Annotated in this window: 19 protein-coding genes; 12 read left to right on the forward strand and 7 right to left on the reverse strand. The window is 72.1% G+C overall.

Going from position 1 to position 21,543, the window contains the following annotated elements; genetic code table 11:
• Positions 1-40 precede the first annotated feature (40 nt).
• The 3 genes from J2X63_RS09025 (at position 41) to J2X63_RS09035 (ending at position 4,161) form a co-directional block, all read left to right on the forward strand.
• The gene (locus tag J2X63_RS09025; protein WP_309976270.1) at positions 41-1,192 is read left to right on the forward strand and encodes an ABC transporter substrate-binding protein; all 1,152 of its coding nucleotides are present in this window, start codon (positions 41-43) and stop codon (positions 1,190-1,192) included.
• Between the two features lie 104 nt (positions 1,193-1,296).
• The gene (locus J2X63_RS09030) at positions 1,297-2,625 is read left to right on the forward strand and encodes an aspartate aminotransferase family protein (protein ID WP_309976271.1); all 1,329 of its coding nucleotides are present in this window, start codon (positions 1,297-1,299) and stop codon (positions 2,623-2,625) included.
• Between the two features lie 3 nt (positions 2,626-2,628).
• On the forward strand, positions 2,629-4,161 hold the full coding sequence (locus J2X63_RS09035) for a CoA-acylating methylmalonate-semialdehyde dehydrogenase (protein ID WP_309976273.1): 1,533 nt from the start codon (positions 2,629-2,631) through the stop codon (positions 4,159-4,161).
• A gap of 174 nt (positions 4,162-4,335) precedes the next feature.
• Here the strand turns inward: J2X63_RS09035 and J2X63_RS09040 are convergent, their stop codons facing one another.
• The 4 genes from J2X63_RS09040 to J2X63_RS09055 form a co-directional block, all read right to left on the reverse strand.
• Complete coding sequence (locus tag J2X63_RS09040) at positions 4,336-4,824, reverse strand: CinA family protein (RefSeq protein WP_309976275.1); 489 nt, start codon at positions 4,822-4,824, stop codon at positions 4,336-4,338.
• 31 nt (positions 4,825-4,855) lie between these two features.
• A complete protein-coding gene (locus tag J2X63_RS09045; protein WP_309976276.1) occupies positions 4,856-5,662 on the reverse strand; it encodes an enoyl-CoA hydratase/isomerase family protein in 807 nt (268 codons plus the stop codon).
• Between the two features lie 23 nt (positions 5,663-5,685).
• Entirely contained in the window at positions 5,686-6,141 is a 456-nt protein-coding gene (locus J2X63_RS09050) for a hypothetical protein (protein ID WP_309976278.1), read from the reverse strand.
• Positions 6,142-6,476: 335 nt separating this feature from the next.
• Positions 6,477-7,433 (reverse strand): LysR family transcriptional regulator, encoded by a 957-nt coding sequence (locus J2X63_RS09055; RefSeq protein WP_309976280.1) that lies wholly within the window; start codon positions 7,431-7,433, stop codon positions 6,477-6,479.
• Between the two features lie 135 nt (positions 7,434-7,568).
• Here J2X63_RS09055 and J2X63_RS09060 point away from each other — a divergent pair, with 135 nt between their 5' ends.
• The 5 genes from J2X63_RS09060 to J2X63_RS09080 all read left to right on the forward strand — a co-directional run bounded on the left by J2X63_RS09060 (position 7,569) and on the right by J2X63_RS09080 (position 13,497).
• Entirely contained in the window at positions 7,569-7,691 is a 123-nt protein-coding gene (locus J2X63_RS09060) for a hypothetical protein (protein ID WP_268891260.1), read from the forward strand.
• Between the two features lie 176 nt (positions 7,692-7,867).
• Entirely contained in the window at positions 7,868-8,440 is a 573-nt protein-coding gene (gene pyrE / locus J2X63_RS09065) for an orotate phosphoribosyltransferase (protein ID WP_309976282.1), read from the forward strand.
• On the forward strand, positions 8,440-11,541 hold the full coding sequence (locus J2X63_RS09070; RefSeq protein WP_309976283.1) for a septum formation family protein: 3,102 nt from the start codon (positions 8,440-8,442) through the stop codon (positions 11,539-11,541). The genes pyrE and J2X63_RS09070 overlap by 1 nt, the downstream gene beginning before the upstream one ends.
• A 1-nt stretch (position 11,542) precedes the next feature.
• Positions 11,543-12,568 (forward strand): ribokinase, encoded by a 1,026-nt coding sequence (locus tag J2X63_RS09075; RefSeq protein WP_309976285.1) that lies wholly within the window; start codon positions 11,543-11,545, stop codon positions 12,566-12,568.
• The gene (locus J2X63_RS09080; RefSeq protein WP_309976286.1) at positions 12,565-13,497 is read left to right on the forward strand and encodes a nucleoside hydrolase; all 933 of its coding nucleotides are present in this window, start codon (positions 12,565-12,567) and stop codon (positions 13,495-13,497) included. The genes J2X63_RS09075 and J2X63_RS09080 overlap by 4 nt, the downstream gene beginning before the upstream one ends.
• A gap of 120 nt (positions 13,498-13,617) precedes the next feature.
• Here the strand turns inward: J2X63_RS09080 and J2X63_RS09085 are convergent, their stop codons facing one another.
• Together J2X63_RS09085 and J2X63_RS09090 are read right to left on the reverse strand one after the other, a co-directional pair.
• On the reverse strand, positions 13,618-14,415 hold the full coding sequence (locus J2X63_RS09085; protein ID WP_159606683.1) for an HAD-IIA family hydrolase: 798 nt from the start codon (positions 14,413-14,415) through the stop codon (positions 13,618-13,620).
• 53 nt (positions 14,416-14,468) lie between these two features.
• Positions 14,469-15,143 (reverse strand): metal-dependent transcriptional regulator, encoded by a 675-nt coding sequence (locus J2X63_RS09090; protein ID WP_309976289.1) that lies wholly within the window; start codon positions 15,141-15,143, stop codon positions 14,469-14,471.
• Between the two features lie 170 nt (positions 15,144-15,313).
• Between J2X63_RS09090 and J2X63_RS09095 the strand changes: the two genes are divergently transcribed.
• The gene (locus J2X63_RS09095; RefSeq protein ID WP_309976291.1) at positions 15,314-17,938 is read left to right on the forward strand and encodes a rhamnogalacturonan lyase; all 2,625 of its coding nucleotides are present in this window, start codon (positions 15,314-15,316) and stop codon (positions 17,936-17,938) included.
• A gap of 170 nt (positions 17,939-18,108) precedes the next feature.
• Here J2X63_RS09095 and J2X63_RS09100 read toward each other — a convergent pair whose 3' ends face one another.
• Positions 18,109-19,461 (reverse strand): Nramp family divalent metal transporter, encoded by a 1,353-nt coding sequence (locus J2X63_RS09100; RefSeq protein WP_309976293.1) that lies wholly within the window; start codon positions 19,459-19,461, stop codon positions 18,109-18,111.
• Between the two features lie 158 nt (positions 19,462-19,619).
• Here J2X63_RS09100 and J2X63_RS09105 point away from each other — a divergent pair, with 158 nt between their 5' ends.
• The 3 genes from J2X63_RS09105 to J2X63_RS09115 all read left to right on the forward strand — a co-directional run bounded on the left by J2X63_RS09105 (position 19,620) and on the right by J2X63_RS09115 (position 21,419).
• Entirely contained in the window at positions 19,620-19,931 is a 312-nt protein-coding gene (locus tag J2X63_RS09105) for a hypothetical protein (RefSeq protein ID WP_309976295.1), read from the forward strand.
• A gap of 77 nt (positions 19,932-20,008) precedes the next feature.
• The gene (locus J2X63_RS09110; RefSeq protein ID WP_309976298.1) at positions 20,009-20,701 is read left to right on the forward strand and encodes a TrmH family RNA methyltransferase; all 693 of its coding nucleotides are present in this window, start codon (positions 20,009-20,011) and stop codon (positions 20,699-20,701) included.
• An 82-nt stretch (positions 20,702-20,783) separates the two neighbouring features.
• On the forward strand, positions 20,784-21,419 hold the full coding sequence (locus J2X63_RS09115; protein WP_309976300.1) for an MSMEG_1061 family FMN-dependent PPOX-type flavoprotein: 636 nt from the start codon (positions 20,784-20,786) through the stop codon (positions 21,417-21,419).
• Positions 21,420-21,543 lie beyond the last annotated feature (124 nt).

Below are 21,543 nucleotides of genomic sequence, written 5' to 3' on the forward strand. Positions count from 1 at the left end.
ACCGCACCGAGAACACCCGAAATGCATCGAGAGGACTGACATGAACCACAGCAGACGTCGCGTCGCGACGATCGGCGGGCTCGCACTCGCGACCGCCCTCGCCTTCACCGCATGCTCCGGATCCGGCGGGTCGGGGGAGACCGACAGCGCCGACGGCGGTGACCTCACCCCGGTGAAGCTGCAGCTCCAGTGGCTGCCGCAGGGCCAGTTCGCCGGCTACTTCGCCGCCGCCGACCAGGGCTACTTCGAGGAGGAGGGCCTGGACGTCGAGATCATCCCCTCCGGCGGCGACATCGTGCCGCAGGACGCGCTCGCCAACGGCGACGTCGACTACGCCATCGCGTGGGTGCCGAAGGTGCTCGGCTCGATCGAACAGGGCGCCAACCTCACCGACATCGCGCAGATCTTCCAGAAGTCGGGCACGCTCCAGGTGTCCATGGCCGATTCGGGCATCGACTCCGTCGACGACTTCGAGGGCAAGAAGATCGGCTCGTGGGGCTTCGGCAACGAGTGGGAGATCTTCGCGGCAATGGCCGCCGAGGGCCTCGACTCCACGACCGTGCAGATCATCACGCAGGACTTCAACATGAACGCCTTCCTGCAGGGTGACATCGACGCGGCGCAGGCGATGACCTACAACGAGTACGCCCAGCTCCTCGAGACGACCAACCCCGACACGGGCGAGCTCTACCAGCCCGAGGACTTCAACGTCATCAGCTACGAGGACACCGAGGGCGCCATGCTCCAGGACGCCATCTGGGCCGACACCGAGCGCCTCGCCGACGACGAGGACTACCAGGACACGACGGTCAAGTTCCTGAAGGCCGTCATCAAGGGCTGGGTCTACGCGGCCGAGAACCCGCAGGAGGCCTCGGACATCACGATCGCGGCCGGCTCCGGCTGGGGTCCCAGCCACGAGCTGTGGATGGTCAACGAGACGAACAAGCTCATCTGGCCCTCGCCCGACGGCATCGGCATCATCAACCAGGACGCGTGGGACAAGACGGTCGCGGGCGCGCTCGCGGCCGTGAACGAGTCGGGCGCGCACCTCATCACCGAGGAGCCGCCGTCGACCGCGTACACGAACGACTGGATCCAGAAGGCGCTCGACGAGCTCGAGGGCGAAGACCTCGACCTCACCGGCGAGAACTTCGAGCCCATCGACGTCACCCTCGAGGAGGGCGGCAACTAGTCGGCCGGATGCCGCGTGGCCGGTGAGTCCCGGCCGGCCACGCGGCATCCGCCGGCATCACCCTCACACCGCATCACCGCACGCGAACGAAAGGCACCGAAGCCATGACCGAGAACCTCGTAGAGGACCTCGACGAGCTCGCACGATCGCTCGACCGCGAGCACGTCTTCCACTCGTGGTCGGCGCAGTCGCAGCTCTCGTCGCTGGTCGTGGCCAGCGGGCGGGGATGCCGCGTCTGGGACCATGCCGGCCGAGAGTACCTCGACTTCTCGAGTCAGCTCGTGAACGTCAACATCGGCCACCAGCATCCGGCCGTCGTGCAGGCGATCAAGGAACAGGCGGAGCTGTTGACGACCATCGCACCGTCGACTGTGAGCCTCGCGCGCGGCCAGGCCGCGAAGCGCATCATCGCCCGCGCGCCCGCGGGGTTCCACAAGGTGTTCTTCACGAACGGCGGCGCTGACGCGAACGAGAACGCGATCCGGATGGCGCGCCTGCACACCGGGCGCGACAAGATCCTCTCGACCTACCGCTCGTACCACGGCAACACCGGCGCGGCGATCGTGTCGACGGGTGACTGGCGCCGCATCCCCAACGAGTTCGCGCGCGCCCACGTGCACTTCTTCGGGCCCTACCTCTACCGCTCCGAGTTCTGGGCGACGACCCCCGAGGAGGAATCGGAGCGCGCGCTGCACCACCTGCGCCGCATGATCGAGGCCGAGGGGCCCTCGTCGATCGCCGCCGTGCTGCTCGAGACCGTGCCCGGCACGGCGGGCATCATGATCCCGCCCCCCGGCTACCTCGCCGGGGTGCGGGAGTTGTGCGACCGGCACGGCATCCTGCTCATCCTCGACGAGGTGATGGCGGGCTTCGGCCGCACCGGACGCTGGTTCGCGTTCGACGGCTACGACGTGCGCCCCGACCTCATCACCTTCGCGAAGGGCGTGAACTCGGGCTACATCCCGGTCGGCGGCGTGATCATCTCCGACCCGATCGCGGCGACGTTCGACGACCGGGTGTTTCCCGGCGGACTCACCTACTCGGGGCATCCGCTCGCCATGGCCTCGATCGTCGCCACGCTCGACGCGATGGAGTCCGAGGGCATCGTCGAGAACGCCCGCGCGATCGGCGAGACCGAGATCGGGCCCGCACTCGCCGAGCTCGCCGAACGCCACGACGTGATCGGGGAGGTGCGTGGCGAGGGCGTCTTCTGGGCCGTCGAGCTCGTCGCCGACCCCGAGACCCGCGAGCCGCTGTCGCCCGCCGCGATGGGCCGGATCAAGTCCGGCCTCGTGGCGCGTGGCCTGCTGCCGTTCATCCAGGACAACCGCATCCACGTGGTGCCCCCGTGCGTCGTCACGGTCGAGGATGTCGCCGAGGCGATGCCGATCTACGATGAGGTACTGAGCACCGCACTCGAAGGAGAGGGCTGACTCATGAGCCAGACACTGACCGAATCCCAGGCGTCGGCCGCCGCCACGACGACCGTCGAGCACTGGATCGACGGAGCATCCGTCGCCGGATCGTCCGACCGCAGCGGACCCGTCTACAACCCCGCATTGGGCGTCGAGCAGAAGCGCGTGCGCTTCGCGTCGACCGAGGACGTCGACCTCGCGGTGCAGGCCGCCGCCCGGGCGTTCCCCGGCTGGCGTGACACGTCGATCGCGAAGCGCCAGCAGGTGATGTTCGCGTTCCGCGAGCTGCTGAACGCGCGCACCGGCGAACTCGCGGCGATCCTCACCAGCGAGCACGGCAAGGTGACGTCGGATGCCGCGGGCGAGATCGCGCGCGGACTCGAGGTCGTCGAGCTCGCCTGCGCCATGCCGGGCTACACCAAGGGCGAGTACTCCGAGAACGTCTCGACGGGCATCGACGTGTACACGCTGCGCCAGCCCGTCGGCGTCGTGGGCATCATCAGCCCGTTCAACTTCCCGGCGATGGTGCCGCTGTGGTTCTTCCCCCTCGCGATCGCGACGGGCAACACCGTGGTGCTGAAGCCGTCGGAGAAGGACCCGTCGGCCGCGGTGTGGCTCGCCCAGCTCATGCAGGAGGCGGGACTCCCCGACGGCGTGCTCAACGTGGTGCACGGCGACAAGGTCGCCGTCGACGCGCTGCTCGAGCATCCGACCGTGCGCTCGATCTCGTTCGTGGGCTCCACGCCGATCGCGCAGTACATCTACTCGACGGCCACCGCGAACGGCAAGCGCGTGCAGGCGCTCGGCGGTGCGAAGAACCACATGCTGGTCCTCCCGGACGCAGACCTCGACCTCGCCGCGGACGCCGCCGTCAACGCCGGCTTCGGCTCGGCGGGAGAGCGATGCATGGCGATCTCGGCGGTGCTCGCGGTCGACTCCATCGCCGACGAGCTCGTCGAGAAGATCGCCGAGCGGATGTCGCGGCTGACGACCGGCGACGGCACCCGCGGCTGCGACATGGGGCCGCTCATCACCCGGGAGCACCGTGACAAGGTCGCGGGCTACCTCGACGTCGCGGCATCCGACGGCGCATCAGTGGTCGTCGACGGACGCGACCCCGACGTCGACGGCGAGCCCGACGGGTTCTGGCTCGGACCGACCCTCGTCGACCGGGTGCCGACCTCGTCGGCCGTCTACCGCGACGAGATCTTCGGACCGGTGCTGTCGGTCCTGCGCGTCGAGGGGTACGAGGACGGGCTCGAGCTCATCAACGGCTCGCGCTACGGCAACGGCACGGCGATCTTCACGAACGACGGCGGCGCCGCGCGGCGGTTCCAGCGCGAGGTGACGGTCGGTATGGTCGGCATCAACGTGCCGATCCCGGTGCCCGTGGCCTACCACTCGTTCGGCGGCTGGAAGGACTCGCTGTTCGGCGACGCCAAGGCCTACGGCCCGCGCGGGTTCGACTTCTTCACGCAGGAGAAGGCGATCACCTCGCGCTGGCTCGACCCGAGCCACGGCGGCCTCAACCTGGGCTTCCCGCAGCACGACTGAGCGGCGGACTGGCTGGCCGGGCGGCGTGTGGCCGGCGGTACGCGCCGCTCGCCGCCCGTTGCCCTGTGCCCGCGTGCCCGCGTGCCCGATTCAGGTGAACGGCGTCCATTCAGGGCGATTCCCGCGGAATCAGCCTGAGCAGCGGCCGTCTGCCTGAATCGCGCGCGAGTGCGCCTAGCCCTCGGACGCGCGCGGCAGCGCATCGCGGAGCAGTTCCAGCGCCGCGCCCGCCGTCTGGTGCACGACCTCGGCGGGGTCGCCGTCGAACTGCCAGTGCGCCTCGCGGAGTTCACCGCGCACGCTCGCCGCCGCGTAGACGCTGCCCGGGCGCTCTCCCTCGTCGGGGTCGGGTCCGCCCACGCCGGTGACGGCGACCGTGGCATCCGCCTCGAGCGCCCGTGCCACGCCCTGCGCGAGTTCCCTGGCGCACTGCGCGGACGCGACCTTCTCGGCGGTGACCCCGAGGAGCGCCCGCTTGACCTCGGTCGCGTAGGCGACCACACCCCCACGCAGCCACTCGGATGCCTCGGGCGCGGCGCCCAGCGCATTCGAGATCGCGCCCGTGGTGAGCGATTCCGCCGCGGCCACCGTCAGCCCGGCCGCCTGTGCCCTGCGGGCGATCTCCTCCGCCAGATCTTCGAACTTGTCAGCCGGATCCTGCATCCCTCGACGCTAACTCGCCGCCGCCAGCGTGTCAGCGGGTTGACGACCGGCCCGAGCCCGCAGCGAACGCGGCGACGGCGGCTTGCGCGTCGGGCGTCTCGAACGCGGCGCCGATCGTGCGGGCCTCGTCGTCGAGCGCCTCCTGGAAGGAGCGCGACGGTCCTGAGCGCACGAGGCGCTTGGCCTGCCCGAACGCACCGGTGGCCCCGCGCAGCCAGGAGTCCGCGATCTCACGAGCGCGGTCGGCGAGCTCCTCGGGGGCGACGACCTCGGTCACGAGCCCCCAGTCGAGCGCTTCGGCGGCGCCGAGCGTCCGCGACGTCAGGGTGAGCTCGAGGGCTCGTCGCATGCCGATCGCTTCCGGAAGCAGGGTGCTCACGCCGCAGTCGGGGGTCAGGCCGACGTCGGAGTAGCGGCTTGCGAAGGTCGCCCGGTCGGACGCCACGATGAGGTCGGCCACGAGCATGAATCCGAGTCCGCCGCCGGCCACCGGCCCCTGCACCGCCGCGACGATGGGCTTGGTGCTCTCGCGGAGCGCGCGGTGACCGGCGTGGATGACGTCGGCGAGCGCGGTGATCGTCCGGCCCGGGGCATCCGTGGTGCCGGCGAGCTCGGACATCGCGCGCACGTCGCCGCCCGCGCAGAAGGCGCGCCCGACCGCGTCGAACAGCACTGCGCCGACGTCGTCGCGTTCGGCGACCTCGACGGCGAGGTCTCGCCACCGGTGGATCGCCTCGGGGTCCATCGCATTGAGCCGCGACGGGCGATTGAGCGTGATGTGGGCGAGCCCGTCACGCACCTCGAACAGGATCGCCTCGCCGCTGGCCGCTTCGCTCATGGTCGAGGAGTCTAGTTGCCCGCTCAGACGCCGAAGTTCGCGCTCGGCGCCGAGAGCCGCTCGATGACTCCAGTGTCGTCGTAGCTGAGCACCATCACGCCGAAGTTGCGCTCCATGGAGTCGGCCGGATTGGGCGGCAGTGTCACGATTCCGACCCGCGAGACCGTCACGATGCGTCCGGTGGTGGGGTCGGTATAGGGCGGAGTCGTCTCCACGCCGATCGTCATCTCCGAGGGTGCGTCGCCGACGGCCACGCCGGTCGCCGATCCGATGCCGGCCGCGGTCGCGACGGGGAGGGGACCGGCCATCGGCCCCTCGACGAAGACGTAGTGGTTGGGGTTCTCGGGAGGGGTGCCGGGGGTATCGGTGTCGTAGAGGCGAAGGCCTCCCCACTCGTGGTCGATGCCGGGGGACGACTCCATGCCGCCGGCATTGGGGCTGTCGACGGGGGCCCCGAGGTACTCGGTGAGGCCGGCCACCACCTCGGTGGTCGGGCTGGAAGTAGTCGAAGCTCGCGAGGGTCGTGCCGTCGGCGTCGAGCACCGTGATGGCCTCGGCCGAGATGGCGACGGATGCCGCGGCCGGCTCGGGCTCGGGTGCGGGCGTCGTCGGCGGCGCGCTCGTCACGGGCGGTGACGAGGTGGCGCCGGGGCCGCCTGCGCACGCGGCGAGCACCCCGATCGCAGCCAGGGATGGACGAGGGCGGCGGCGCGTCGCTTCGACATGGGTCGGAACATACCGCATGGCGAAGCCGTGGGACATCAGGGACGTCACTGAATCCGGCGATGGAGCCGGTGCCGGTGGCGGTGACGGGTCAGGCCGCGCTCCCCGTGGCGGGAGCGCCGCGGCCGCGGGAGGGGTGTCCATATGCCTGCTCGAGCCGGGAGGCGCGGGCCACGAGCACGTCGAGCACCGTGCGCACGGCGAGGCGCTCTGCGACATCCGGCCGCACCAGCGCCACGATCTGCCGGGCGGACGCGACACCTCGGATCGGCTTCAGCACGATGCCCGACGGCACCGTGCCCGACGTGAACCGTGGCACGAACGCGATGCCGAGGCCGGCCTCGATGAACGCCTCCATGATGCGCATGTCGCTGAAGCGCTGGCTGACCTGCACCCGCTTGCCGCCCTCCTGCTCGATGGCGTGCAGGATGCGCTCGAACGGGAACCCCGGCGGCACTCCGAGCCAGGTCTCGTCGACGAGGTCGGCCGGTGTCACGTGCGACCTGGACGCGAGCCGGTGGTCGGCGGGCAGGCCGATGTCGAGCGGTTCGGTGAGCAGCGGCACGGCCTTGAGCCCCCGGCCGCCCCAGGGCAGCACGCCGGGCATGGTGTGCGCCAGCACGATGTCGTAGTCCGACGTCAGGTCGGGGAACTCGGCGAGCTCGGGGTCCAGGTCGGTGCACCGGACCACGAGGCCCGCGACCTGGGAGAGGTCGCTCAGCACGCTCGGCAGGAGGGTTGCGCCGACCGTGGGGAACGTGAGCAGCGTGACCTCGCCGCTCGGGTGGTTGCGGAACTCGTCCCACAGGGCGGAAGCCCGTTCGAGCGCGATCGCGACATCGGCCGCACTGCGGGCGAGCGCGTGCCCGGCGCTGGTGAGCACGAGGCCCCGGCCGCTGCGCTCGGTGAGCGGCATGCCGGCCTCGCGCTCGAGCACCTTGAGCTGTTGCGAGACCGCGGATGGGGTGCGCCCGGTGGCCTCGGCGACAGCCGTGACGCTGCCGCGTTCGGCGAGTTCCCTGAGCAGGTCGAGGCGGCGAACGTCCATGTAGCCAGACTACATCGTCATTGAAGTATTGTGCGCTTGTGCTGCATGATCCCGCGCGCGAGAATGAGGGAGTCGAACACGTGCAACGGCGCATCCGTCGCTCGACGAGCCGCTCTTCTTTCGAAAGGAACCCACGTGTTCACGCTCCTCGCCATCCTCGGTGTCATCTCCGTCGCCGGCATCGCCGGCTCCATCGTCGTCTCCTCGCGCGACGGCTACGGCCGCCGCCACCGCGAGACGTTCGCGCGCACCGTCTAGGGCGCCGCGACATCCCGGCGCGTCCGGGAGCAGGGCCGCTGCGCGGGGGAGGGACACCCCGCGGAGCGGCCCTTCGCCGTGCTCCAGCGCCGGTCGCCGCAGCGCGCACGCCGAGGCACGGCCCGCCGGCGGCATCCGCCCCTTCCTCTCAGGCAGCGGGGCCGTAGAGTATTCGGGTGACCCTCGCCCCCCAGACCAGCAGCACCGATGCACGCCGACAGCTCATCGACTACATCTCGGCCGATGCGGTGTTCCACGGCGACTTCACCCTGACCAGCGGCAAGAAGGCGTCGTACTACGTCGACCTGCGCAAGGTGAGCCTCGACCACCGCGTCGCCCCGCTCATCGGGCAGGTCATGCTCGACCTCATCGCCGAGGTGCCCGATGTCGCCGCCGTGGGTGGCATGACCATGGGCGCCGACCCGATCGCGGCGTCCATCCTGCACCAGGGCGCCGCTCGCGGCCGCTCCTACGACGCCTTCGTCGTGCGCAAGGAGCCGAAGGACCACGGCCGCGGCAAGCAGGTCGAGGGCCCTGACGTGGCCGGCAAGCGCGTCATCGTGCTCGAGGACACCTCGACCACCGGCGGCTCGCCGCTCAAGGCGATCGAGGCGCTGCGCGCCGTCGGGGCCGAGGTCGTCGCCGTCGCCGTCGTGGTCGACCGCGCCACGGGTGCACGTGAAGTGATCGAAGGGGCCGGAGTGCCCTACCTGGCCGCGATCGGCCTCGAAGACCTGGGATTGGCCTGATGAACGGCGACGGGCGCAACGACGACGACGCCGACTGGCTGCTCGCGCAACTGGCGAACGGGCAGCCGCCGGCACGTCAGGAGCCGCCTGTCGCGCCGCCTCCCATGTCCCCCGCGATTCCGGATGCCACGTCGGCGCCGGTCCCACCGCGGGCGTCTGCCGTGCCGCCCGCCTCCGCACCACCGTCCGTGCCCAGGCGCGAGGAGGTGCTCGACTGGTTCTCGCTCGCCGAGCCCCCTGCTGCTCCGGATGCCGCCACGCGCGCGCTTCCCGTGATCGGAGGGCCGCTCGCGCCGACCACGGGCGGGCCCACTGCTCCCGAGCCGCCGGCGTTCCCGGGCGGAGCCGCTCCCGCACCGGCCGAGCCCACCGCCGGGTATCCGTCGTGGAATCCGCCGTTCACCGTCGGACGCCCCGACGTGCCGGCCGCTCCCGCAGCCTCGTCGCTCACCTCGGTCGAGCCGCCGGTGGGGTCCGTGCCGCCCTCGTTCGCGCCGGCCGCGCCCGTGGCGCCCGCCGGGCCGGTAGCGCCCGCCGGGCCGGTGGCGCCCGTGCCGCCTGCGTCCGCAGCGCCGCCGCCCGGACCGGTGACCCCGACGGCGCCGTTCGCGCTCACCTGGGGCTCCGGTGATCTCGACAACGAGGATGCGATCCGCGCTGCCTTCCGCAGCCTGTCCGAACCCGGATCGCCCGCCGTGTCCGCGGAGACGCCTGCCCCGGCGCCCCAGCCGGCTGCCGAGTCGCCGTTCGCCGGCTACACCCCGCCCCCCGTGGCACGCCAGTCCTTCACGCCGGTCCCCACCGGGCCCACGTCGGTCCCGCCGATCACGCCCGCGGCGCCCGAGTCCAGCGCCTTCGACGAACGACCCTCGTCCCCACCGGCGGACCCTCCGCGGCATCCGATCGCACCGTCGACCGCCCCCGCCGGGTGGGACGAGCGCGCGGCGACGTCGGCCCCGCTCGGCACGCCCGTGACCCCCGCTCCGCCGGCGTCGTTCGGCACGTCGGCTCCCGCCGCGGGTTTCGACGCGGAACTCTGGTCGGCGCTCACCACTCCCGACGAGCCGGCCGTGGCGCCGACGAGCGCCGCCGCGGCGTCCGAAACGGGCCGGGTGCCCGAGGCGACGCCGGTGGTCGATCCGACGCCGGTGGTCGATCCGACGCCGACGGGCCGGTTCACCGCCTTCGCAGCCGAGACCGCCGACCCCTTCAGCGCGCTGTTCGCCGACCGTCCGTCGTCTCAGGGCCCGGTCGCGGCATCCGGTGACGCGGGACGCCCCGGTGCGGCATCCGAGTCGCCCGCCTCCCGACCCGAGGCGAACGCCGACGGGGGCCAGACGCCGGTCGGCGGCACCGGCTTCCCGTTCATCGAGGTGCGTGGCGCTGCCGGCGCCCCGGTCTCCGAGCCTGCCGGCCTTCGCGCCGAAGGGGCCGCCAACCGTCGACCGCCCTTCCCGGCGTTCGCGTCGGCCCGTGACGATGAGCCCCAGCGACCCCCGCAGACCGGCGAGCCGGTGGACGACCTCCTGGCCGCGCTCGGTTCCGGCTCCGCCTCCGGTCGCTCCCGAGACGACGAGCGCGCCGACGTCGATGTGCCATCCGACGCGTTCGGATCTGGTACGCCTGCCCGTGGTGGCACCCCACCCCCCGGCGATGACGACGCGCTCGGCGCCCTCGGCCTCGGCTTCGACGGCGACGACGATGACGACGACGTGGACGAGCCCGAACCGCCGCGCGCGCCCCGTGGTCGCCTCTTCGGACGCGACCGCTCCCTCGACGACGTCGATGAGGCCACGCACGCCGACCAACTGGGTGGCGAAGCGGCCGGCGATGGATCCCAGATCGCGCGTGAGATCGAGGAGACCGGCTACTTCTGGAACCTGACGCCCGATCCGTCAGCGCCCGACCCCAAGGCCGATCGCGAGCGTGACGCCGACGGGCTCGAACGGCCGTTGCCGTTCGTGGCGGCGGGGTTCGACACCGATGGGCACGCCTCCGATGTCGATGCTTCCGAAGCCGGGCCGGGCGATCCCATCGTCGGGCCTGAGGCGCAGACCGAGCCCGAAGCGGAGCCCTCGTCTGAGTGGCGGTTCGGCGACGACGCACCGACGGCCGCATACCGCACCGACGACGCGACCGCGGGGTACCGCACCGACGACCCGAGCGCGGGGTACCGCGGCGACGACGCCGCTACCGCCCGCTTCCCGCAGGCTCCCGAACCCGCTTCCCCCGCTTCCCCCGCGGCATCCGCGGCTCACGATGGCGACCCGCTCGCCGCGCTGTTCGGCGGCGCTGCCGCAGCCGCGGCGCCGACCGACGCGTGGAGCCCGGCCGTGAACGCCGCGCCAGCGTCGGCAACGCCTGCCCGCCAGCAGCCGACCGTCCCGGCATCCACGCCTGCGGCGACCGCGCGAGCGTCGAGCACCGCGACCGGTGGCGCGTCCGGCAGCGCCGGCGCACGCGGCTCCGGCGGCTCCGGCGTGGGAGGCTCCGGCGCGGGCGGTTCCGGCGCCAAGAGCTCCGGTGACAAGCGCACCGTGCGCACGCTCATCTGGGTCGCGGGCGGACTGGCCGTGCTGCTCGTCCTCGCCGGCCTGTTCTACCTCGGAACCCTCCTGTCGGGCGGCGGATCGGGCGGATCGACCGAGGCGGCGTCGCCCTCGGCCACGTCGAATGCCACCGAGACTCCGGTCGCCGCGCCCACGGGCCCGCAGCCGGCCGGCGTGCACGCCTGGAACACGCTGTTCGGCGGCGAGTGCGTCGACCCGTACGCGAATCCGTGGGCCGAGGAGTTCACGGTCGTCGACTGCGCGGCCCCGCACGCCGCACAGCTCGTCTACCGCGGCGCACTCCCCGGCGACGCGGCGGCGCCCTTCCCCGGCGAGGCCGAGATCGCGTCGCAGATGGGCCTGCTCTGCACCGCTGACGGCGTCATCGACCAGGCCGCGATCTCGGGCATCACCGACCTGCAGGTGCAGGCGGCGTTCCCGGTCACCGAGGAGCAGTGGGCCGCAGGCGAGCGCACCTATTACTGCTTCGCGAACCGCTCGGGTGGCGAACCGCTCACGGCGAGCATCGCGGGCCCCGGCCCCGCGGCCTGACGTGGCGGCATCCGCCCGGGTCGTGGTCGTCGGCTCGCTCAACGTCGATTCGACGAGCTACGTCGAGACCTTCCCGGCGCCGGGCGAGACGATCCTCTCGCACGCGTTCCAGGTTGCGCTCGGCGGCAAGGGCTCGAACCAGGCCGTCGCCGCGCACGTCGCCGGAGCATCCGTCGACCTGGTCGCCCGCATCGGGGCGGATGCCGCGGGCGACTTCGCACTCGCGACCCTCGAGCGGCTCGGTGTGCCCACGAACGCGATCGACCGCGAGACGGATGCCCCGACCGGCGTCGCCCAGATCACGGTCGCGGACTCGGGCGAGAACACCATCATCGTCACGGGCGGCGCCAACCTCGCGCTCACGCCGGCGGTCGTCGATGCGGAGCGCGATCGCGTCGCGGCGGCGTCCGTGGTGCTCACCCAGGGCGAGCTGCCCGTGGCGACGATCGAGCGCCTCGCCGGGGTCGCCGACGAGGCGGGCGCGCGGTTCGTGCTCAACCTCGCACCGCCGGCCCCGGTCAGCGGGGCGACCCTGCGCTCCGCCGACCCGCTCGTCGTGAACGAGCACGAGGCGCGCGCAGTCGGCATCGCGCCCGCCGCCGACGCCGCCGCCGCCGCCGACGCCGCCGACGACACGCGCGACCCGGATGCCGCGGGCGGGCCGATCGACGCCTGGCGCGCGGCCGCGGCCTCCGCCGTCGGTCGAGTCGCCCGATCCGTGGTCGTGACGCTCGGCCCCGCGGGCGCCGTCGCCGCGGCGAGCGACGGATCCTGGGTCGCGGCCGCCCCCCGCGTCGACGCCGTCGACACCACGGGGGCCGGCGACGGCTTCACCGGTGCGCTCGCCGCCATGCTCGCGGAAGGGCGTTCGCTCGACGAGGCGGTCCGCGTGGCCGTCGCCGCCGGCGCGCTGGCCGTGCAGGCGCGCGGCACGGTCGACTCCTACGCCGGCCGGGCGGCCGTGCTGCGGGCGGCCGGGCTCGCCGACGCTCCGCCGGCCGGCGACGCGCCCGAGGGATCCGCATGACGGTGCCCGTGATCGTCGACTGCGACCCCGGGCACGACGACGTCTTCGCACTGTGGCTCGCGGCGGGGCATCCGTCGCTCGACCTGCTCGCCGTCACGACGGTCGGCGGCAACGTGCCGATCGAGCACACGAGCCGCAACGCCCGCATCGCGCTGACCGTCGCGGGTGTCGCCGGCGTGCCCGTCGCCGCCGGAGCCGCAGGCCCGCTCGCTCGCACGCTCGAGACCGCCGAATGGATCCACGGGGAGAACGGGCTCGGCGGACCTGTGCTGCCGGAGCCGAGCGTGCAGCTCGACCCGCGGGGCGCCACCGAGCTCATGGCCGACACGCTGCTCGCCGCCGCCGAGCCGGTGGCGATCGTCGCCACGGGACCGATCACGAACGTGGCGATCCTGCTGCGTGATCGCCCCGACGTCGCCGACCGCATCCGCGAGATCGTGTGGATGGGCGGCTCCACGGGGCGGGGCAACGTCACGCCGTACGCGGAGTTCAACGCGTGGGTGGACCCCGAGGCGCTCGCGCTCGTCGTCGGCAGCGGCATCCGCTTCACGATGGTCGGACTGAACGTGACGCACCAGGCGCTCGTGACGGCCGGGGTGCGCGAGCGGCTGGCCGGCGTCGGCAACGCGACCGCCGCCTTCGGCGACGAGCTGCTCGAGTTCTTCTGCCGCACGAACGACGAGGTGTTCGGCATGGCCGACGGGCCGTTGCACGATCCCGTCGCCGTGGCCGTGCTGGCCGACCCGGCGTGCGTGCAGGTCGTGCACACGCGGCTCGACGTCGAAGTCGCCGGCGCCGAGACCGCGGGCGCGACGAGCGTCGACCTCGACGGGATGCTCCGCCGCGAGCCGAACGCGTGGGTCGCGACGGCCCTCGACGTCGACCGCTTCTGGGGCTTGCTCGCGACGGCGGTCTCGCGCCTCGCCTGAGTTCGCCTCGACCAGGCCGCGCCCAACGGCCGCGATTCAGGCGAACGGCGACTGCTCAGGCCGACACGCGCCGAATCGTCCTGAATGGCGGCCGATCGCCTGAATCCGCGAGCGCCCGTCCTAGAGCTCGACCTCGACCGGCTCCGCCCGCACGAGCTCGTGCACGCCCGAGAGGATCTCCTCGGGCCGGAACGGGTACCGCTCGATCTCTGCCTGGTCGCTGATGCCCGTGAGCACGAGCACCGTGTGCAGGCCGGCCTCGATGCCGGCGACGATATCGGTGTCCATGCGGTCGCCGATCATCGCCGTGTTCTCGGAGTGCGCACCGATCTTGTTGAGCGCCGAGCGGAACATCATCGGGTTCGGCTTGCCCACGACGTAGGGCTCCTTGCCGGTCGCCTTCGTGATGAGCGCGGCGATCGCCCCGGTCGCGGGGAGCGGGCCGTCGGCCGACGGCCCCGTGGCATCGGGATTGGTGACGATGAACCGGGCGCCGTTGCCGATCAGGCGGATCGCCTTGGTGATCGCCTCGAAGGAGTAGTTGCGGGTCTCACCGACCACGACGAAGTCGGGCGCGGTCTCGGTCATCACGAAGCCGGCCTCGTGCAGCGCCGTGAGGATGCCGGCCTCGCCGATCACGAACGCCGTGCCGCCGGGCAGCTGCTGTTTGAGGAAGTCGGCCGTCGCGAGCGCGGAGGTCCAGATGCGGTCCTCGGGCACGTGCAGCCCGCTCGCCCGCAGCCGCGCCGAGAGGTCGCGGGCGGTGAAGATCGAGTTGTTCGTGAGCACGAGGTAGGGCGTGCCGGCGTCCTCCCACTGCTGCAACAGCTCGGCGGCGCCTGGCAGGGCGTGGTTCTCGTGCACGAGCACGCCGTCCATGTCGGTGAGCCAGCACTCGACTTCATCACGTCGTCCCATGCGCCAAGCCTAGGCCGACGAGATGGGCGGTCCATGACCGTCGGATGCAGCGCCTACGCCGTGACCCAGATGGCCTCGGCGGCGGCGCGCGGCAGCGTGCGTGCGGGCGGCTCGCCGGCCCCGCCCGCGACGCCGACGGTCACGTGCACGGATGCCGCCGCGGCATCCGTCACCCGGAGCACGGTGTCGAGGCCGATGCCGGCGTCGTCGAGGTCGCGCAGCACGGCGGGGTCGCGGTCGCTGATGCGGACGACGGCGCCCGAGTGCCCGGGGGGCGCGTCGGCGAGGAGCACGGCGTCGCGCGCCTCGAGGATGCCGGCCGCCGAGGGGATCTGATCGCCATGGGGGTCGCGGGCGGGGCGGCCGAGCCGGTCGTCGATGGCCTCGAGCAGCCGGTCGGAGATCGCGTGCTCGAGGATCTCGGCCTCGTCGTGCACCTCGTCCCAGCCGTAGCCCATCTCCTGCACGAGCCAGGTCTCGATGAGCCGGTGCCGTCGCACCACCGCGAGCGCGCGAGCCCGACCGGCATCCGTCAGCCGCACCGCGCCGTAGGGCACGTGGGAGACGAGGCCGGCCGCGGCCATCTTCTTCACCATCTCGGTGACCGACGAGGGCGCGACGCCCAGCCGGTCGGCGAGCACCTTGGGGGTGATGGCGTCGGGCTGCCACTCGGTGTGGGCGTACACCGTCTTGAGGTAGTCCTCGATCGCGGGGCTGGTGGCTGGCATCGGCCTCAGGATATCGGGAGCGGTCACGCGACGCGGCCGACGCCCGCGACTCTGAATCGTGTCAATTTGTTCGCGAAGGGTTGACCCGTCCCCGTACGGGGGATACCTTCGACCCTGCACGGAAAGCGCTATCCCACCGACGGGCCATGAGCCCAGAGAAGGATTCGACGATGAATCTCGGTCAACATCCATTCCGCGCTGTGCTGGCGGTGGCCGCCGCCGGCTGCCTGATCGCCGGTGCCGCCCAGTCCGCGGCCGCCGCGCCCCTCGACTCCGCCCGAGCGAACCCGGCGACCAACGCGGCGACGAACCGCGCCACCGCCCCGGCCCCCGTGCCCGAGGGCGTGCCACAGCTCGAGCAGCTCGACCGCGGCCTCGTCGCGGTCTCCACGTCCGAGGGCGTCTTCCTCAGCTGGCGCCTGCTCGCCTCCGAGGCGACGGGTGCGACCGACACCGGCGTCGCCGGTCCGGACTTCGCGGTCTACCGCGACGGCACGAAGATCGCCACCGTCAGCGACAGCACCAACTACGCGGATGCCGCGGGCACGGCGACCGCGCAGTACACGATCGCCCCCGTGGTGAACGGCATCGAGCTCGAGGCATCCGACGCGGTGTCGGCGTGGGCGCAGGGCTACACCGACCTGCCGCTGAAGAAGCCCGCCGACGGCGTGACGCCGCCGAGCGTCATCCCCAACCAGCCCACCACCTACACGTACTCGGCCAACGACGTCTCGGTCGCCGACGTCGACGGCGACGGCGCGTACGAGTACGTCGTCAAGTGGGACCCGTCGAACTCCAAGGACGTCTCGCAGCGCGGCTGGACCGGCCCCGTCTACCTCGACACCTACGAGCTCGACGGCACCCTGCTGAACCGGCTCGACCTCGGCGTGAACATCCGCGCCGGCGCGCACTACACGCAGTTCCTCGTCTACGACTTCGACGGCGACGGCCGGTCGGAGACCATGCTGAAGACGGCGCCCGGCACGAAGTCGATCACGTACAACGCCGACGGCTCGGTCGCGAGCGAGCGGTACATCACGATGCCGGAGGCGGATGTCGCCGCGGGCTACGCGCACACCGACGACTACCGCATGAGCGCCGGCGACTACGAGCAGCACCTCGTCGAGCTGTTCCAGGGCTGGACCGAGCACCCCGAGGTGGTGGCGGGCCACTGGCCGGCGACCCTCGAGCAGGCGTGGGGCATCCCCGTCACGCACGAGTACCCGCTCTCGGAGGCCGACGCCCAGGAGCTCGCCGACTACTTCATCGACGTGTACGCCCCGAGCCGCAGCGCCAACAACAAGCTGCGCGAGTTCGAGGGCTTCATCGTCGACGGCCCCGAGTACCTCACGGTGTTCGACAGCGCCACGGGTGACGAGCTGCAGACCATCGCCTACCCGACCGGGCGCGGCGACGACGGCCTGCTCTGGGGCGACTACGCGATGTCCCGCATCGAGCCGGGCAACCGGGTCGACCGGTTCCTCTCGGGCGTCGGGTACTTCGACGGCCAGCACCCGTCGGCGGTGTTCGCTCGCGGCTACTACACGCGCACGACGATCACCACGCTCGACTGGGACGGCGAGACGCTGAGCCAGCGGTGGCAGGTCGACAGCGGCCACGTGCCCATGACGAACCCGTTCAACGACGGACCCCACGGTCGTGACGGCACCAACCCCGAGTTCGCGACCATCACCACGCAGGGCGACCACTCGCTGAGCCTCGCCGACGTCGACGACGACGGCAAGCAGGAGCTCGTCTACGGCTCGGCGACGATCGACGACGACGGCAGCCTGCTGTACAGCTCGTTCGACGTGCTGCCCCCCGGTAGCGCCAACCCGGGCGCGACGGTGCGCCTCGGCCACGGCGACGCCATGCATGTGACCGACATCGACCCGTCGCGCGACGGCATCGAGGTGTGGACCGCCCACGAGGGCGCGACGGGCGCCCCCTACGGTTCGGCGATGCGGGATGCCGCGACCGGCGAGGTGCTTTTCGGCGCCTACTCGGGCCGCGACACCGGCCGCGCGATGATCGGCGACGTGCGCAGCGACGTGCCCGGCATCGAGGTGTGGTCGAGCCTGCCCGGCGGCACCGACGCGAGCGGACTGCTGAGCGCGAAGGGCGAGATCCTCTCGGCGGCCACGCCCGGCACGAACATGTCGATCCGCTGGGCGGCCGACCTCACGACGCAGATCGTGGGCGGCGGCCTGGCCGGCAACCCGCAGGTGCAGGTGACCCCGACCGTCGACGACTGGACCCGGGGCAACCTGCTCACCGCCACCGGCACGTTCACGAACAACGGCACGAAGGGCAACCCGTCGCTCGTCGCCGACGTGTTCGGCGACTGGCGTGAGGAGCTGCTCCTTCGCACGACCGACTCGAGCGCACTGCGCATCTACACGTCGACCGAGGTCACGACGCACCAGCTGCCCACGCTGATGCACGACGTGCAGTACCGGGCCGAGACCGCCCGCCAGCAGACGACGTACAACCAGCCGGCGTACACCTCGTTCTACCTGGCGAGCGACATGGACTTCGCGAACGTGCCGATCCTGACCACCCCGGTCACGCCCGGCGAGCCGAAGTTCAAGGACCGTCCCGGCACGAAGAAGGACGAGGTCCAGGTGCCGAACGACCGCACCGGCGTCGACTACTACGTCAACGGCGAGCTCGTCACCTCGGCGAACGGCAAGGTCGCGGTCGTCGGCGACGCCACGGTCGTGGCCGTGCCGTCGCCCTGGTACCGCATCGCCGGCGGCGCGACGGCGGAGTGGACGGTGTCGTTCGACGACTGACCGTCCGAAGGCCCGGTCGGGCGACGGATGCCGCGAGCCGCACGGGTTCGCAACGCTCCGTCGCTCGGCCGCACCAGACGACCGCCCCGGGTACCGCAATTCCGTGCCGGCACCCGGGGCGGTCCCACGCCCGCACGCGGCATCCGGCATCGCCTGATCGGACGCTCGGGTCACGCCCCCGTGAAGACCAGCCAGAGCAGCAGGCCGTTCAGGGTGATGAGGAACACGGATGCCGCGACGCCGGCGGCCGTCGTGCCCCAGTGGTTCGCATAGCGCCCGAGCACGCTGCGCCGCGCGGTGACGGACACGAGCGGGATGAGCGCGAACGGGATGCCGAACGAGAGCACTACCTGGCTCAGCACGAGCGAGACCGTGGGGTCGAAGCCGAGCGCGAGGATGACGAGCGCGGGGATGAGGGTGACGAGGCGGCGGGCGATCAGCGGCACGCGCACGTGCAGCAGCCCGCGCATGATCTCGGCGCCGGCGTAGGCGCCGACCGAGGTCGAGGCGAGCCCCGAGGCGAGCAGGCCGACCGCGAAGAGGGTGGCGACGAGCGGTCCGAGCGAGACCTGCAGGGCGGCGTACGCGCCCTCGAGGCTGTTCGTGCCGGCGACTCCGGAGAGGTTCGCCGCGGCGAGCAGCAGGATGCAGAGGTTCACGGTGCCGGCGATCGCCATCGCGATCGAGACGTCCCAGCGGGTGGCGATGAGCAGGCGGCGGGTGGGGATGCGGCGTCCGGCCTCGACGGGGTCGCCGGCGTCCGCTGCGACCCCCGCCGGCGGCTCCCCGAAGGGGCGCGCCTGGGGTGAGAAGCGGTCGCGGCTGAGGGCGGAGTGCGCGTAGATGGCGTGCGGCATGATCGTCGCGCCGAGGATGGATGCCGCGAGCAGCACCGAGTTGGCGTCGGCGAACCGCGGCACGAGCCCGCCGATGACCCCGGCGGCGTCGGGCGGGGCGACGAAGACGCCGACGCTGAAGCCGATCGTGATGATGACGAGCAGGCCGATGATCACGAACTCGAACGGTCGTGCTCCGCGGCGCGACTGGATGACGAGGAGCACGAGCGAGACGCCGCCCGTGATGAGTCCGCCCCAGACGAGCGGAATCCCGAAGAGCAGGTTGAGCGCGACCGCCCCGCCGATGACCTCGGCGAGATCGGTGGCCATGGCGACGAGCTCTGCCTGCAGCCAGTAGGCCCGCCGTCCCCAGCGGTTGCCGATGCGTTCGCCGAGCACTTCGGGGAGGCTCTTGCCGGTGACGACGCCGAGCTTCGCCGAGAGGTACTGGATGAGCCACGCCATGGTGTTGCCGAGCACCACCACCCAGACGAGCAGGTAGCCGTATTGCGCGCCGGCGGTCATGTTGCTCGCGACATTGCCCGGATCCAGGTAGGCGACGCCCGCCACGAGCGCCGGGCCGATCAGCCAGGCGAGCCGGGGCAGCGAGGCCGGCGGGCCGCCGGCTGCGGTCGCAGCTGCCCGCGTCGGGGACCGCGTCGTCGCGGCATCCGCTGATTTCGGCATGCCGAAAGATTACACAGATTTCGGTGACCCGAAAAGCCTGACGGTCTCGCCGCGACAGGAGTATGGTGCGTCGCATCGGACGGCCTGCACTGGGCCGGGGCCCCACCATGTTGGGGAGCATCGTGGTCGTCCGGCACATCACCCGGAGGTGGAACATCATGAAACGAGCAGTCATCGGCTGCGCCGTCGCACTGGGCCTCGTGCTCGGCGGCGGTGCCGGAGCGGCATTCGCCGGCGAGACCGGCGGCCACGGCCAACCGGTCCCCGGAGCGGAAACGGCCAATTCGGCCTGCGCATACTCGGGGCAGGATGTGCCCGATGCGATGGAGGGCAACCCGCCCGGCTTCGATGACGACTTCGTCACCGGCGGCCACGTGCAGAGCTACGGCCAGTGGGTCCGCGGCGGATACAAGGACGTCGTGCCGAGCCCCGGTGACGCCTGCCGCGGCGGCGTCGAGTTCGGAGGGTGATGCGCTTCCGCACCACCGACCGACCCCGGCGCGAGCGCGCCGGGGTCGGCCTCGTTCCACCCGGCTAGCCTTGCCTCGTGGATACAGCCGACCCCAACCGCGCCGTCGACGCGCATGAGCGAGCGGATGCCGCCGAACCGACGGAACCCGCCGAGCCGACCCTTCCGCACGGCGTCGGCCCGTGGCCCGGCGGGCCCTCGGCCTGGCCGGCCGATCCGCATTTCGACCTCGAGCTGCTCGAGCACGGCGACACCCGCAACGTCGTCGATCGCTATCGGTACTGGCGCATGGAGGCGATCGTCGCCGACCTCGACACGCGGCGGCATCCGTTCCACGTCGCCATCGAGAACTGGCAGCACGACATGAACATCGGCTCGATCGTGCGCACCGCGAACGCGTTCGCCGCCGACACCGTGCACATCATCGGGCGCCGGCGCTGGAACAAGCGGGGCGCCATGGTCACCGACCGGTACCAGCACCTCCGCTACCACCCGGATGTCGCCGCCTTCGCCGAGTGGGCCCACGCGGCATCCGTGCCCATCGTGGCGGTCGACAACGTCGAGGGTGCCGTGCCGATCGAGGCGTTCGAGTGGCCCGAGCGATGCGTGCTGCTCTTCGGCCAGGAGGGACCGGGCCTCTCCGACCAGGCGACCGCCGCCGCCGACGCCGTCGTCGAGATCACGCAGTACGGGTCGACCCGGTCGCTCAACGCGAGCGCGGCAGCGGCGATCGCGATGCACTCGTGGGTGCTCATGCACGCGGTGCGCTGAGGGTCGCAACGATCGCGTCGGATGCCGCGAGGAACACGCCATCCGATGGCGTGTGCCGGGCCGGCGGCCATACCGTGGGGGCATGGTCGAGCAGAGCGAACGCGGCGTGCCCATCACCTCGGCGGGCGAGCTCGAGGCGATCGTCGGCAGGCCCTTGCCGGCCGCGGCCGGCAAGTCCCGTTCCCGCCTGCACGAGGTCGACCTCGCCTGGCTCGCGGCGGCACCGCTCGCGTTCGTCGCCACCTCCGACGAGCGCGGCGCCCTCGACGTGTCGCCGAAGGGCGATCCCGCGGGCTTCGTGACGGTGCTCGACGACACCACGATCGCCCTCCCCGAGCGCCCGGGCAACCGCCGCGCGGACGGCTTCCACAACATCCTCCGCAACCCTCGCGTGGGGCTGATCTTCGTCATCCCGGGGCGGGGCGACACGCTGCGCGTCAACGGTCGCGCGACGATCGTGCGCGACGCCCCGTTCCTCGACCGCATGGTGGTGCGCGGCCACCGTCCCACCCTCGCCGTGCTCGTCGACATCGAGGAGGTCTTCTTCCACTGCTCGAAGGCGTTCCTGCGCTCGAAGGCGTGGCAGCCCGAGACGTGGACGCCTGACGCCGCACCGCGTCGTGCGGTGATCGCGCAGGCGGTGGAACGCCAGGGCGAGTCGCTCGACGCGCTCGACGAGTACTACGGCCCCCGGTACGCCGAGGGCATCTACGGCTGACGCGCGGTCTCGCCGGGCGCCGGCCACGCGGCATCCGTGGCCCTCGCATGCCCGGCCACGCGGCATCCGTCGCCCTCGTGCGCGTGTCGATGGGCCCGCGGATGCCGCGGCCGACCAGACTTGG

Origin of the sequence: Agromyces sp. 3263 (assembly GCF_031456545.1) — a bacterium.
In the GTDB taxonomy this organism is placed as follows: domain Bacteria; phylum Actinomycetota; class Actinomycetes; order Actinomycetales; family Microbacteriaceae; genus Agromyces.

Excerpts from the sequence above, each read along its gene's own strand:
- J2X63_RS09025 (WP_309976270.1), top strand. The coding sequence starts at position 41 with ATGAACCACAGCAGACGTCGCGTCGCGACGATCGGCGGGCTCGCACTC.
- J2X63_RS09030 (WP_309976271.1), top strand. The coding sequence starts at position 1,297 with ATGACCGAGAACCTCGTAGAGGACCTCGACGAGCTCGCACGATCGCTC.
- J2X63_RS09035 (WP_309976273.1), top strand. The coding sequence starts at position 2,629 with ATGAGCCAGACACTGACCGAATCCCAGGCGTCGGCCGCCGCCACGACG.
- J2X63_RS09040 (WP_309976275.1), bottom strand. The coding sequence starts at position 4,824 with ATGCAGGATCCGGCTGACAAGTTCGAAGATCTGGCGGAGGAGATCGCC.
- J2X63_RS09045 (WP_309976276.1), bottom strand. The coding sequence starts at position 5,662 with ATGAGCGAAGCGGCCAGCGGCGAGGCGATCCTGTTCGAGGTGCGTGAC.
- J2X63_RS09055 (WP_309976280.1), bottom strand. The coding sequence starts at position 7,433 with ATGGACGTTCGCCGCCTCGACCTGCTCAGGGAACTCGCCGAACGCGGC.
- J2X63_RS09070 (WP_309976283.1), top strand. The coding sequence starts at position 8,440 with ATGAACGGCGACGGGCGCAACGACGACGACGCCGACTGGCTGCTCGCG.
- J2X63_RS09080 (WP_309976286.1), top strand. The coding sequence starts at position 12,565 with ATGACGGTGCCCGTGATCGTCGACTGCGACCCCGGGCACGACGACGTC.
- J2X63_RS09085 (WP_159606683.1), bottom strand. The coding sequence starts at position 14,415 with ATGGGACGACGTGATGAAGTCGAGTGCTGGCTCACCGACATGGACGGC.
- J2X63_RS09090 (WP_309976289.1), bottom strand. The coding sequence starts at position 15,143 with ATGCCAGCCACCAGCCCCGCGATCGAGGACTACCTCAAGACGGTGTAC.
- J2X63_RS09095 (WP_309976291.1), top strand. The coding sequence starts at position 15,314 with ATGAATCTCGGTCAACATCCATTCCGCGCTGTGCTGGCGGTGGCCGCC.
- J2X63_RS09100 (WP_309976293.1), bottom strand. The coding sequence starts at position 19,461 with ATGCCGAAATCAGCGGATGCCGCGACGACGCGGTCCCCGACGCGGGCA.
- J2X63_RS09105 (WP_309976295.1), top strand. The coding sequence starts at position 19,620 with ATGAAACGAGCAGTCATCGGCTGCGCCGTCGCACTGGGCCTCGTGCTC.
- J2X63_RS09115 (WP_309976300.1), top strand. The coding sequence starts at position 20,784 with ATGGTCGAGCAGAGCGAACGCGGCGTGCCCATCACCTCGGCGGGCGAG.